The following is a 13,768-nucleotide window of genomic DNA, read 5'->3' on the forward strand; positions in this document are numbered from 1 at the left end:
AGATCAATATATATTTCAGGAGGAATGAGAGTAATGTTATCACAGTACGAAGAGAAGATGCAGAAGTCACTTGACAATCTTGAAGCAGAGTATGCAACAATCAGAGCGGGAAGAGCGAACCCTAATATACTCAACAAGTTAAGGGTTGAGTATTATGGCGTTCCAACACCTATGCAGCAGCTTGCCAACATAACAGTTCCAGAGGCAAGAACACTTATGATCGCACCATGGGAGCCATCACTTGTTAAGGAGATAGAGAAGGCTATCATGAATTCAGACATAGGAATCACACCGAACAATGACGGAAGAAATATCATCCTCAACTTCCCTGAGCTTACAGAGGATAGAAGAAAAGAACTCGTAAAGGATATCAAGAAGAAGGGTGAGGCTGCAAAGGTTGCAATAAGAAACATCAGAAGAGATGCAAATGATGCTATCAAGAAGATGGAGAAGAGTGGAGACATCAGCGAGGATGAGCTTGCAGACAACGAAGATAAGATACAGAAGCTCACAGACAAGTATGTTGGACAGATAGACAAGGCTGTTGAAGCAAAGTCTAAGGAAATAATGACTGTATAGGGATATCGGAGAAAATATGAAGAGAGAAATTAACGGAGAATTGCTCAATGTGCCAGAACATGTTGCGGTTATAATGGATGGAAATGGCAGATGGGCAAAAAAGAGATTTCTTCCAAGAAATTATGGACATGCTGAGGGTGCGAAAGCTCTTGAGGCGATATGTGAGAACTGTGACAAGCTGGGTATAAAGCACCTTACGGTATATGCATTTTCTACTGAGAACTGGAAAAGGTCAGTTGAGGAAGTCACAGGTATAATGAACCTTTTCAGAAAATATCTGGTTGACAGTATAGAGAGGTCAAACAATGCGAATATGAAAGTCAATCTCATAGGCAAGAGAGAGGGACTTCCAGAGGATATCGTCCAGAAAATGAATGATCTTGAGAGAGCGACAGCAAATAATACCGGACTTCAGTTCCACATTGCAATAAATTATGGCGGAAGAGATGAGATAGTCAGAGCGACGAAGAAGATATTGAATGATGCGGCTGACGGAAAGGTTAAGGCCGGTGATATCGATGAGAAGTTGTTTGCAGATTATCTTGACACTAAGGGAGTTCCTGATCCGGACCTGCTTATAAGGACCAGTGGTGAGGAGAGGACTTCAAATTTCCTGCCATGGCAGCTTGCATATTCGGAGTTTTATTTCACAGACACATTGTGGCCGGATTTTGATATGGATTCTCTCGTTGAGGCGGTCAGATATTACAACAAGAGAGAGAGAAGATTCGGAGATGCAAAATAGATATCAGTGATCCGGAGGATATTATATAATGAAACAGAGAGTTATAAGTGGAGCGGTGCTGGTGGTGATACTTGCTGTCACATTGTATTTTGGCGGTGCAGTCACATGTGCATTCATGGGACTTGTGTCACTTATAGGTAATATGGAATTGCTTAGGGTATATGGAGTCAACAGAAAGCTGCCGGGGATTGTATGTTATCTAGCAACGATTTTCTATTATGTGGCAATATATCTTCAGCGTATGGATATAATAATCCCTATGATGGTGATATATCTTTTGGTTATGCTTGCTGTGTATGTACTCACATTCCCAACATATTCTGATAAACAGATCATGGCATCGTTTATGGATTTCTTCTATGTGAGTGTCATGTTGTCATTTGTGTATCTGATAAGAGATATGAAGCATGGACTTGTTCTGGTGCTCCTCATATTTGTCAGTTCATGGATAAATGACACATGTGCGTATTTTGTCGGCAGAGCACTCGGCAAACACAAGATGGCGCCTGTACTCAGCCCGAAGAAGAGCATAGAGGGACTGATCGGCGGAATAATGGGAGCCGGTATATTTGGAGCGGTATTTGGTATACTGTTCAACTCATATGTAGAACAAATGAACTATGCACCGTTGCTTTTTGCAGTGATTGGAGCTGTCGGAGCACTTCCTGCAGTCATAGGTGATCTGGCAGCATCGGCAATAAAGAGAAACAATGACATCAAGGATTACGGAAAGCTTATCCCGGGTCATGGTGGAATATTAGACAGATTTGACAGTATAATATTTACAGCACCTATAATCTATTATTTATTGATGTATCTGCTGTAATATATTATCATCGTATTGCAGTAATGGATAAATGTTTGTAAATAATGGGCAGTGCCCAGTGAGTTCACTGGATGCTGCCTATTTATGTCCTGATCGTATCAGGAGTGTACAGGAGGAAATATGAAGAACACAGCGATAATCGGATCCACCGGTTCCATCGGAACCCAGACTCTGGAGATAGCCAGAGCAAATGATGATTTAAATATTGTGGCACTTGCAGCGGGAAAGAATATAAAGCTTCTGGAGAAACAGGCTAGGGAGTTCAGACCGGAGATCATCGGTATATGGAGCGAGGAAGATGCAGCAGTCCTTAAGCAGAATCTTTGCGACACAGATATAAAGGTAGTGTCTGGTATGGATGGACTTATAGAGATAGCAGAGCTTCAGTCATCGGATATCCTGGTTACGGGAATAGTTGGTATGATAGGAATAAGACCAACCATCGCGGCGATAAATGCAGGCAAGGATATAGCTCTTGCAAACAAGGAGACTCTGGTCACAGCGGGACACATCATCATGCCTCTTGCAAAAGAAAAAGGCGTGTCAATACTCCCTGTTGACAGTGAGCATTCAGCGATATTCCAGTCCCTTCAGGGAAATGTACACGGTGATGTGGCTAAGATACTTCTTACTGCATCAGGAGGACCTTTCAGAGGTAAGGATACAGAATTCCTGTCACATGTGCAGGTGGAGGATGCACTCAAGCATCCAAATTGGAGCATGGGAAGAAAAATAACCATAGACTCAGCTACGATGGTAAATAAGGGTCTTGAGGTTATAGAGGCAAAATGGCTTTTTGATGTCGATCCGTGCAACATACAGGTGGTTGTGCAGCCTCAGAGTATCATACACTCTATGGTAGAATACCGGGACGGCGCGGTTATGGCGCAGCTTGGCACACCGGATATGAAACTTCCGATACAGTATGCACTGTTTTATCCTGAGAGGAGATATCTTGCGGGAGACAGGCTGGATTTCTGGAAGATGAATTCAATCCTCGTGGAGAAACCGGATATGGATACATTTAAGGGACTTAAATATGCGTACGATGCTATAGGGAAGGGCGGTTCAATGCCTACTGTGTTCAATGCGGCAAATGAATGTGCAGTAGCAAAGTTTTTAGACAGAAGGATAAAGTTCCTTGACATATACAGGATAATAGAGGAGTGTATGTCGGAGCATAAGATCATAGAGGATCCTGATGTATCCCAGATACTGGATACGGAAAAATGGGTATATGAATTGGTAGAAAGCAGGTGGTAGATTGAACATTATACTTATAATACTTGTGTTTGGCGTGATAATATTTTTCCATGAACTTGGACATTTTATAGTAGCCAAGATGAATCATATAACCGTAAAAGAGTTTTCAATGGGTCTTGGTCCCAAGCTCTTCTCATTCAAAAAGAAAGAGACACAATACTCACTGAGACTTATACCTCTCGGTGGATATTGCATGATGCTCAGCGAGGATGAGGAGGAGAATGAGAACGATGAGAACTCATTTGACAAGAAATCAATATGGGCAAGAATGGCTGTTGTGCTGGCTGGTCCGTTTATGAATATAGTCATCGCATTTATATTCTCAGTGATACTCATACATTTTTGTGGAACGGATCCGGCGACAATCGGTCAGGTGTACGATCAGGAGATGGCGCAGGACAGTGAGTACGCGGATGTTGTTAAGGACTTTGGCGGAGTTTATCCAGCGCAGGAAGCCGGCATAGAGGACGGAGATACAGTACTTAAGATAGGCGGAAGCAGTATAAAGAATTTCAGGGAACTTCAGATATATCTTGAGATATACGGAGACGGATCACCGATAGACCTGGAACTTCAGAGAAAAGACGGCACTGTATATGATACGACGGTGTATCCGGTCAAAACGAGTTCCGGATATAAAGTGGGAATAATGAGTTGCGGCTATGTGCTGCCGGAGAATTTTGGAGAGTTGATGAAGTATTCTGCATATGAGGTCAGATACTGGGTGAAGGCGACATTCCTCAGTCTCAAGCTCATAGTTACCAGACAGGTAAGCTCAGATGAAGTGTCTGGTCCTGTGGGAGTCGCAAAGAGCATGAACGACACATTCAAGGAGGCGGCAAAGGTTGATCTTCTAACAGTGCTTCTCAACTGGATGAACTATATAGTACTGCTCTCAGCGAACCTTGGAATCATGAATATGCTGCCGATACCTGGACTTGACGGCGGACGTTTCCTGTTCCTGCTCATAGAGCTCATAACCAGGAGGAAAGTTCCTAAAGAGAAGGAGAACATAGTTACGGTGATAGGCTTCGTACTGGTAATGATATTGATGGTAGTTATACTGTTCAATGATATAAAGAATGTATTCTTCAGCTGACATATCAGTCTGTTAATGAATAAAGAATATTGCAGGTAAAGTTATAAATATTTTTATAGGAGGAAGACGCCGGTGCCGTTTCGGCACTGGCGTTTATGGATATATGAAGACAAGAGAGATTCACATAGGTGACAGAGTTATAGGAGGGGGAAATCCGATCCTCATCCAGTCCATGACAAATACAAAGACAAGTGATGTTGAAGCTACAGTTGCACAGATTCTACGGCTTGAAAAAGCGGGCTGTGATATAATAAGATGCACCATAAATGACGAGGCTGCGGCTGATGCTGTTCCAGAGATAAAAAAGAGGATTCATATACCTCTAGTTGGGGACATACATTTTGACTACAGACTCGCGATTAAGGCCATTGAGAACGGCGTTGACAAGATAAGGATAAATCCAGGAAATATTGGCGGACAGCAGAAGCTTGCCAAAGTGGTGGAGGCTGCGAAAAAGAGAAATATACCGATAAGGGTAGGAGTAAACAGCGGTTCCCTCGAAAAAGACCTGGTGGAGAAGTACGGCGGAGTCACAGCTGAGGGCATAGTTGAGAGTGCTCTTGACAAGGTGAGGATGATAGAAGATCTCGATTATCACAATATAGTTATTAGTATAAAGTCCTCAGATGTCATGATGTGTGTGAAGGCTCACGAGCTTATAGCGGACAAGACAGACTATCCGCTCCATGTTGGAATCACTGAGTCGGGAACCGTGACTAGAGGAAACATAAAGTCATCAGTTGGCCTTGGAATCATATTGCATGAGGGAATAGGCGATACTATCCGTGTATCATTGACAGGTGATCCGGTGGATGAGATATTGTCTGCAAAGCTCATACTCAAGGCGCTCGGTCTCAGAAAGGGCGGCGTTGAGCTTGTGTCATGTCCTACATGTGGCAGGACTGAGATAGATCTCATAGGACTTGCAAATAAGGTTGAAAAACTTGTATCCGACTACGACAATTTAAATATCAAGGTTGCGGTCATGGGATGCATTGTAAATGGTCCCGGTGAGGCTAAGGAGGCTGATCTTGGAATAGCCGGAGGAAAAGGCTGCGGCCTTCTCATAAAGCGTGGTCAGATTGTAGGAAAACTAAGTGAAGAGGAGTTTATACCAGTTCTTAAGCATGAACTGGATAATTGGAGTGATCAGATTGAATAGTAACGAATATCAGGGGACAGGGCAACAAAATATAGATGATATATATGCGTGTGAGATGCAGGATGCCATGGCGTACGAACAGCAGATGTATGAAGAACAGATGCAGTCGCTTATGTATGAGGACATGCAGATGGAGCCGCAGCCGGTAAACGAAGCTCCTGTGCAGAATGTTCCGGATAAAGTCCAGGCATCAGTGCAAGATGAGCCAGAGAAAACTGAAGGAAAGCATGCTGAGACAGAGTCGGACGAAAAAGAAAATCCGGAGAGGCAGCTGTTTTTTGATGTGTTTGGCGGACTTGAGATGCCTAAGGAACTGGATGGACTGTTCCGGGAAGAGGTATATGTAACAAGGGTAGTTATCATAGAGAACAGGGAGATTCTGCGAGTAGATATAAGTTCAAGACATATAATAAGCCGTCCTAATATTGAGAAGGCTGAGGAGGCACTCAGAAAGCATATATTTGGAAAGCGGCGGTACACGGTTCAGATCAGGGAACACTATGATCTGTCTACACAGTATAATCTTGAGGCTATAGTCAGGGCGTATGAGAAGAGCATTCTCTACGACATCAAGTCATTCAGTAATGTTGGATACAGGCTGATATCGAGATCTGTTGGCGACTGGTATTGTGATGCGGACGTTATAACTATAGCGATAGAGGACAGTAAAATAGCCCATATCCATGCGGACAAGATAAAGCACTACATGGAAGAGATGTTCCACGACAGATTTGACATGAATGTAAATGTTGCATTTGAGTTTAATGAGGCTGACAAGGAAAAGCTGCGCCGGGCGAGTGCACTTGTGGAGCAGCAGAAGATAGATGCGATACTTAGTAACCTCAGAGATCATGGCGATATAATCGTTGACGGTCAGGCGGTTGGAAAGGAGCAGCTTGCTGTCAGCAAGAGTTCGGAGAAGGCTGCTGGTGAGAAAAAGACAGAGACAAAGGCTGCCCTGGCAACGGCTGGGGACAATGCACAGAAGCCTGCGGGCAAGGAGGCGTTTGGCAGGAGAAAGAGATATTCAGATGATCCCGATGTGTTCATCGGAAGGGATGTGGAAGGACAGCTCCTTGAGATATCCAGTATCAATGACGGTATCGGTGAGGTAGTCATTCACGGACAGATCATGAACACGGAGGAAAGGGAACTTCGAAATGGCAAGATCATTCTTACGGGATATATCACGGATTTCACGGATACCATAGGATTCAAGATGTTCTGTAGCCCTGAGGATATGGAGGTCTACCGTGAGGAGATACAAAAGGGAAAGTTCTACAGGATGAAGGGCCTAGCCGAATTTGACTCGTATGCTAAGGAAGTCATGATCTGCAGAGTACTCGGAATGAAGCATATACAGGATTTCCGTGTGCCTCGTATGGATACATATCCGGAGAAGAGAGTCGAACTCCATATGCACACCAAGATGAGTGAGATGGACAGTGTCGTAGACATAGAGACGATAGTCAAGCGTGCCAGTGACTGGGGACATCCAGCTATAGCCATCACCGATCACGGCGTGGTTCAGGCTTTCCCTATAGCCAATCACACAAAGGGACTCAGAAAAGATTTCAAGATAATATACGGTGTCGAGGGATATTTTGTAGATGATCTCAAAGATCTGGTCAAGAATTCCAGAAACCAGAGTCTCGATTCAGAATATGTAGTATTTGATATAGAGACGACAGGACTTTCAAAGAAACACAATAAGATCATAGAGATAGGTGCTGTCAAGGTGAAGGACGGCGAGGTCGTTGACACGTTCTCAGAGTTTATCAATCCAGGCGTTCCGATCCCATACCAGATAGAACAGCTCACCTCCATAAACGATGACATGGTAAAGGATGCACCTATGTATGATGTCATAGTACCGAGATTTGTGGAGTTCTGCGGTGATGACATAGTGGTAGCACACAATGCGTCATTTGACACGGGATTTGTAAAGAAGAATGCGGAGGAACTGGGACTGAGGTTCGACAATACAGTTCTGGACACTATGACTCTCAGCCACATACTTTTGCCGGAGCTTGGCAAATTCACCCTGGACAGAGTGTGTAAGGAACTGAAGGTAGTAAATGCTCATCACCACAGGGCTATAGATGATGCAGAGGCTACATCAAAGGTGTTCTTCAAGCTCCTTGATATGCTGAAGGAGAGGGATGTCAAGACCATGGATGATCTGAATGTCCTCGGAAGTACGTCACCTGACGCCATAAAAAAAGACAAGACATACCATGGTATCATCCTGGCAAAGAATGAGATCGGCAGGGTCAATCTGTACAGGCTCATCTCTGAGTCGCATCTTACGTACTTTGCGAGAAGACCGCGTATGCCGATGAGTCTCATCAACAAATACAGGGAGGGACTGATACTGGGATCTGCCTGCGAGGCGGGAGAACTGTTCAGAGCCATCGTTGACGATGCTCCCGATGAAGAGATAGTGAGACTGGTAAACTGGTTTGACTACCTGGAGATACAGCCCATTGGCAACAATGAGTTCATGACAAGGGATACTAGAAATCCAAAGACCATGGACGATCTGATAGAGTACAACAAGAGGATAGTGGAGCTTGGCGAGATGTTCAACAAGCCTGTTGTCGCTACATGTGATGTCCATTTTCTGAATCCGGAGGACTATATATACAGAGCGATAATCATGAAGAGCAAGGGATTTGACGATGCGGACATGCAGCCGCCACTCTACTTCAGGACAACGGAGGAAATGCTGGCAGAATTCCAGTATCTTGGAAGTGATAAGGCACGGGAAGTAGTCATAACCAACACTAACATGATAGCTGACATGGTGGAGAGGATTGAACCAGTGAGACCTGATAAGGCACCGCCAATAATCGAGAATTCGGATCAGACACTTACTGATATATGTTACACGAAGGCACATCAGATATATGGTCCTGAGCTTCCACCGCAGGTTCAGGAGAGACTGGACAGGGAACTGCACTCCATCATCTCAAATGGATTCGCGGTTATGTACATAATTGCGCAGAAGCTTGTGTGGGATTCAAATGACCACGGATATCTGGTTGGTTCGCGAGGTTCGGTCGGTTCTTCATTTGTCGCTACAATGGCTGGTATCACGGAGGTTAATCCTCTGTCAGCGCACTATATATGTCCGAAGTGCCATTTTGTAGATTTTGACTCGGAGCTTGTAAAGTCGTATTCTGGAATGAGCGGATGTGATATGCCTGACAGAGACTGTCCAAATTGCGGAACACCACTCATAAAGGAAGGACATGATATACCATTCGAAACCTTCCTTGGATTTAACGGAGACAAGGAGCCTGATATCGATCTGAACTTCTCAGGAGAGTATCAGTCGAAGGCACATGCCTACACCGAGGTGCTCTTCGGCAAGGGCAAGGCATTCAAGGCGGGAACAGTAGGTGGTGTTGCGGAAAAGACAGCATTTGGATATGTGTACAATTATTTCAAGGATCACTCCAAAGAGGAACTTATGGCGGAGGCCAAGGCGTCCGGAATGGATGAAAAAGCCGCGAAGAAGTACGCTGAGGAGAATGCAACAGTCACAAAGAGAAGGTGTGAGATGGAGCGTCTGGCTCTTGGATGTACTGGTGTCAGAAGAACTACGGGTCAGCATCCGGGTGGTATGATAGTTCTCCCGAGACACGAGGAGATATATTCATTTACCCCTATACAGCACCCGGCAAATGATGTGACATCGGATATCATCACATCGCACTTTGAGTACCATTCAATCGATCATAACCTGCTTAAGCTCGATATTCTTGGACACGATGATCCGACCATGATCAGGCGACTTGAGGATCTGACGGGACTTGACGCCACGAAGATAAGACTTGATGACAAGGATGTCATGGAGCTTTTCCACAGCACGAAGTCTTTGGGGATCACCCCGGAGGATATCAACGGAATACCGCTTGGAAGTCTGGGTGTACCGGAATTCGGAACGGATTTCGCTATGCAGATGCTTATAGATGCCAAGCCTACATGTTTCTCAGACCTTGTACGAATAGCGGGTCTGGCACATGGAACCGATGTGTGGCTGGGCAACGCACAGGAGCTCATCAAGTCGGGCAAGTGTACCATATCGACAGCCATTTGTTGTCGTGACGATATTATGGTTTATCTGATACATATGGGACTTGATGCCGGACTTGCCTTCAATATCATGGAGAAAGTCCGTAAAGGAATAGTAGCCAAGGGCAAATGTGACAAATGGGAGGATTGGAAGGCTGAGATGGCAGCCCACGGAGTGCCTGACTGGTACGTGTGGTCGTGTCAGAAGATCAAGTACATGTTCCCGAAGGCCCATGCTGCGGCATATGTCATGATGGCGTGGAGAATTGCATGGTTCAAGGTCAATTATCCGCTTGAGTACTATACGGCATTCTTCAGTATCAGAGCTGATGATTTCAGTTATGAGATGATGTGCTTTGGAAAGGAGAGAGTTCTCTTCCATATCAATGAGATAAGCAAGGTGGACAAGAACAAGAGATCAGCCAAGGACGAGGGCAAGCTCAAGGATCTGAAGATAGTTCTCGAGATGTACGCAAGAGGCTACGACTTTGTCCCTATAGATATATACAAGGCGAAAGCCGACAGATTCCAGATAATAGACGGCAAGATCATGCCATCCTTCGCATCCATAGAAGGAATGGGAGAGAAGGCTGCCCAGCAGCTCTACGAGGCTGCCCAGAAGGGACCGTTCCTCTCCAAGGAGGAGATCAATGAGCGTGCCAAGATAGGCAAGGGTACCATAGAGAAGATGAGCGAACTCGGAATCCTGGACGGAATGCCAGAGACAAATCAGCTGTCGCTGTTTGACTTTATGTAAAGAGATACAACATTTTTCATATTGATTAGTTTTGCACTTAGAAATACAAGAAAGATACAGTATTTTCCAAGTTAATAAGTTTTATGCTTAAAAGATGCAATATTTTCCATATTAGCCAGTTTATCCTCTGAAAGATACAATTATTTGAATATTTTGTATCTTTCTAGGTGTAAAAGGTCTGTTCAGGGAAATATTGTATCTTTTTTTTAATATATAAATAAATGGATAAAATGAAAAGTGGTTAAACAGTGAATGGATAAAACGGAAAGTCTTAAAATTAAAAGTTTTAAAACTGAAATTCTAAAAATGGATAAGATTACACTACAAATATAATGCAAAAATCACATAAAATGGTACGATATACATAGTGTTATAATATATGGAGGGGAATCAAGACGGTAATAATATGTTAAATATCTATTTGGATAAACCGGAAAATACAATAGACTATAATGATGCATACTTTAATACAAACTATATGAATTATATGAGGTGAGGACATGATACAAAATATGCAGATAAAAAGTGAAGATATGGTGTTTGAGCTAGAGCTAAAGAGCTGGCTGACTTTGATAAACGGAGATTCAGGTACAGGCAAGACCTTTAAGGGAGAACTTTAAGACATTATACACAAGAAGGACAAACAAAAATCTTACGAAATTTCTTTGAAAAAATTCTTTCGAAATTTATAAAAAAAGTGCTTGCATTCTTGTTTCGTTTCTGTTATATTAAACAGGTCGCAAGTGAAGCGGCAAGAAAACAAGCACTTAAGGTTCGTTGGTCAAGCGGCTAAGACGTCGCCCTCTCACGGCGAAAACAGGGGTTCGATTCCCCTACGAACTGCTAAGGATTGAATAGTTAAAAGATCCTACAATTAAAAAATAAAACCTATGGTTCGTTGGTCAAGCGGCTAAGACGTCGCCCTCTCACGGCGAAAACAGGGGTTCGATTCCCCTACGAACTGCTAAAAGCTGAAATCATTATGATTTCAGCTTTTTTTGTGTTGCGCGCCATCAAGAGAAAAACCAAACAAAAGAAGTGCATGCCATTTATATGTAAAATCCATGTAAAAGGTGCCTGACCCCTCTGCTTTGTGTAAAATCCATGTAAAAGGTGCCTTACCTCATATGCCTGACCCCTCTGTTTGACGGACAGAGATCACATATAATTCTACACATTCTCTGCAATCTTGGTAACGCCCACATATATCTGGGAAATCTTATACCACGTTTTGTAATCCGTGACACCCGTTGCCGGAAGATTGAATATCTGTTGGAAGTTCTTTACGGCATCTGCAGTGTGCTGACCGTATACTCCATCTACAGCTATGGAGCCAATAGCAGGATAGTTCAGTGCTATTCGGGCGAGCTGGCGCTGAAGCTGGAATACCTTGTCGCCGCTTGAACCGATGGTGAGGTCATAGCCAGGATATGATGAAGGAATTCCGGATATGGTTTCGGATGTGTTGATGTACAGATTGTCTCCGTAATAGTAGCGGAGAATCTGGATGGCGGTCAGACCGTCGTCGGCCAGGGATTTTGAGCCCCACTGAGTCATCCAGCCGGGACAGGACACACGCCTGCCATCGCAGTACTGGGTGAACAGCGGCTGAGTGACATTCGGCTTTGATAGATAGCTTGCAAACATCTCATCGACCACCTGTGAAATATTTTCAAATATAGTCGCATTGTATACCCATTTCTGATCAAATGCCGTGTTGCTGGTTATGGTGAAGTCATAGCCTTTACCCCGATACCATTCCGTGTACACTCGGTTTAGGGTAAATGACTGTATCGCCAGGACATTTGCACGGATCGCGGCATCTGGCCAGGTTGAATATATCTCGTTGCAGGCGACATTTTTTATGTAGTCCTTATATGGAACATAGTAATCTTTGGCGGTCGGATCGGTTGGAGCACCGTCATGGACAACGATGGTCTCTGGTACGACGACACGGCTCAGAACTATTCCTCCGGATGGATTCACAGGTTTTATAATGTCCTCAGCTATCTTTGGAGGGTATTCCGCCCAAAGCGTGTGGGCATCAAGGACAGTGGGAGAGTCGGGACTTCCATCCTCAGGGGTCAGTTCTATGTTCTGGATGCCATTTTCACCGGGGAATATCTGAACACCGGAGACAAAGCGCTCATTATATCCGGGCGCATTTACGAGAACATTGTATTCGGAGTAGGGCTGGTTGTCGCCGGGCTCTAGACTGTAGGCTACATCAGGGGCGGGAAGCTCCTCATCGATCACGATACCATTTTCATCGGTTACAAGCTCCTCGGACACCGCATCAGGAATTCCCGTGGGGCTTACGAACACAGATGCGCCCTGTACAGGAAAAAAATTGTTGTTGGTAATATGAATTTTTAGTGAACCCACGTTATTTGTAATTGCCATTTTCTATTTCCTCATTTATAATTCTATTCGTAACTGTCGCATAAGAGGGCAGTCGTTTCACTACAATATATGCAGATTATTTTTATATATTCGGAAGGAGAATCGATATGGCATATTTCCCAATGTACATAAATCTTGAAAATAAGAAGGTCATCGTAATAGGCGGAGGAAAGGCAGCGCTCAGAAAGATTAACTCACTGCTTTATTTTGGCGCAAAGATCGCAGTTATAGCTCCGAAGATATGCGATGATATAAAGGCTTTAAAGGGCATAAATGTGCATGAGAGCAACGTGGCTCTTGATATCCTGCAGAACGCGGATATAGTTGTGGCAGCCACAAGACGTCCAGAGATCAATGCAAAGATAGGCAAATACTGCAACGACAATGATATCATGGTGAATGTGGCTGACAACAAAGATCTCAGCAGTTTCCTTTTCCCTGGAGTTATCGTGAGAGGAGATCTTGTTGTGGGTGTGACGACTGGAGGCAACAGTCAGGCAGTGTCGAAGCAGATCAGGAACATGATAGACAGGATGCTCCCAGAGGAGTATGAGACCCTCACAAGAAAGATGGGAGCATATACAGAGCTTGCAAATGTCAACATAAAGACACCGTCACTGAGGGAGGAGGCTCTCGATGAACTCGTAAAGACAGCCCTCTCGAACAAATGTGTCCTTGATGACAAGAAAGCGAACAAGATACTTGATAAATATTACCGTGAGGACGCAGCCAGAAGAAACGGCTGATGATATGGGGAAGATAGAGTGCGGATGACGTTATATCGTTATAGTTACAAGATGTTTACAAGGAAAAACCTGTATTTATCGGCATATTTGTTGATATTTGCACTTGAA

The 13,768-nt window shown here is 44.1% G+C and carries 9 protein-coding genes and 2 tRNA genes; 10 read left to right on the forward strand and 1 reads right to left on the reverse strand.

What is annotated here, in order from left to right:
* The first annotated feature begins 33 nt into the window (after positions 1-33).
* From frr to NQ536_RS05770, 9 genes are all read left to right on the forward strand, one after another.
* Complete coding sequence (gene frr / locus NQ536_RS05730; protein WP_022059451.1) at positions 34-579, forward strand: ribosome recycling factor; 546 nt, start codon at positions 34-36, stop codon at positions 577-579.
* A 16-nt stretch (positions 580-595) separates the two neighbouring features.
* Positions 596-1,324: an isoprenyl transferase gene (locus tag NQ536_RS05735; RefSeq protein ID WP_004853096.1), complete on the forward strand. Its 729-nt coding sequence runs from the start codon at positions 596-598 to the stop codon at positions 1,322-1,324.
* A 28-nt stretch (positions 1,325-1,352) separates the two neighbouring features.
* Positions 1,353-2,150 carry a phosphatidate cytidylyltransferase gene (locus tag NQ536_RS05740; protein WP_004853094.1) on the forward strand — a complete coding sequence of 266 codons (798 nt, stop codon included), beginning with the start codon at positions 1,353-1,355 and terminating at the stop codon, positions 2,148-2,150.
* Positions 2,151-2,270: 120 nt separating this feature from the next.
* On the forward strand, positions 2,271-3,413 hold the full coding sequence (gene dxr / locus NQ536_RS05745) for a 1-deoxy-D-xylulose-5-phosphate reductoisomerase (protein ID WP_004853092.1): 1,143 nt from the start codon (positions 2,271-2,273) through the stop codon (positions 3,411-3,413).
* Between the two features lies 1 nt (position 3,414).
* Complete coding sequence (locus NQ536_RS05750) at positions 3,415-4,512, forward strand: M50 family metallopeptidase (RefSeq protein WP_004853091.1); 1,098 nt, start codon at positions 3,415-3,417, stop codon at positions 4,510-4,512.
* 103 nt (positions 4,513-4,615) lie between these two features.
* Positions 4,616-5,674, forward strand: coding sequence for a flavodoxin-dependent (E)-4-hydroxy-3-methylbut-2-enyl-diphosphate synthase (gene ispG / locus NQ536_RS05755; protein ID WP_004853090.1), 1,059 nt, complete (start codon positions 4,616-4,618; stop codon positions 5,672-5,674).
* Entirely contained in the window at positions 5,640-10,511 is a 4,872-nt protein-coding gene (locus tag NQ536_RS05760) for a PolC-type DNA polymerase III (protein ID WP_004853089.1), read from the forward strand. Before ispG ends, NQ536_RS05760 begins: the two co-directional genes overlap by 35 nt.
* A 771-nt stretch (positions 10,512-11,282) precedes the next feature.
* A tRNA-Glu gene (locus tag NQ536_RS05765) sits at positions 11,283-11,354 on the forward strand.
* A gap of 49 nt (positions 11,355-11,403) precedes the next feature.
* A tRNA-Glu gene (locus NQ536_RS05770) sits at positions 11,404-11,475 on the forward strand.
* A 206-nt stretch (positions 11,476-11,681) separates the two neighbouring features.
* Here NQ536_RS05770 and NQ536_RS05775 read toward each other — a convergent pair.
* The gene (locus tag NQ536_RS05775; protein ID WP_004853082.1) at positions 11,682-12,914 is read right to left on the reverse strand and encodes a peptidoglycan-binding protein; all 1,233 of its coding nucleotides are present in this window, start codon (positions 12,912-12,914) and stop codon (positions 11,682-11,684) included.
* Between the two features lie 107 nt (positions 12,915-13,021).
* On the opposite strand from NQ536_RS05775, the gene NQ536_RS05780 reads away from it, so the two are divergent.
* Entirely contained in the window at positions 13,022-13,660 is a 639-nt protein-coding gene (locus NQ536_RS05780) for a precorrin-2 dehydrogenase/sirohydrochlorin ferrochelatase family protein (protein ID WP_004853080.1), read from the forward strand.
* Positions 13,661-13,768 lie beyond the last annotated feature (108 nt).

Source organism: Coprococcus eutactus, assembly GCF_025149915.1.
GTDB lineage: Bacteria > Bacillota > Clostridia > Lachnospirales > Lachnospiraceae > Coprococcus > Coprococcus eutactus.

What these genes read in the sequence shown, in the direction of transcription:
- NQ536_RS05735 (WP_004853096.1), top strand. Translation starts at nt 596, where the DNA reads ATGAAGAGAGAAATTAACGGAGAATTGCTCAATGTGCCAGAACATGTT.
- NQ536_RS05740 (WP_004853094.1), top strand. Translation starts at nt 1,353, where the DNA reads ATGAAACAGAGAGTTATAAGTGGAGCGGTGCTGGTGGTGATACTTGCT.
- frr (WP_022059451.1), top strand. Translation starts at nt 34, where the DNA reads ATGTTATCACAGTACGAAGAGAAGATGCAGAAGTCACTTGACAATCTT.
- dxr (WP_004853092.1), top strand. Translation starts at nt 2,271, where the DNA reads ATGAAGAACACAGCGATAATCGGATCCACCGGTTCCATCGGAACCCAG.
- NQ536_RS05780 (WP_004853080.1), top strand. Translation starts at nt 13,022, where the DNA reads ATGGCATATTTCCCAATGTACATAAATCTTGAAAATAAGAAGGTCATC.
- NQ536_RS05760 (WP_004853089.1), top strand. Translation starts at nt 5,640, where the DNA reads ATGAACTGGATAATTGGAGTGATCAGATTGAATAGTAACGAATATCAG.
- ispG (WP_004853090.1), top strand. Translation starts at nt 4,616, where the DNA reads ATGAAGACAAGAGAGATTCACATAGGTGACAGAGTTATAGGAGGGGGA.
- NQ536_RS05775 (WP_004853082.1), bottom strand. Translation starts at nt 12,914, where the DNA reads ATGGCAATTACAAATAACGTGGGTTCACTAAAAATTCATATTACCAAC.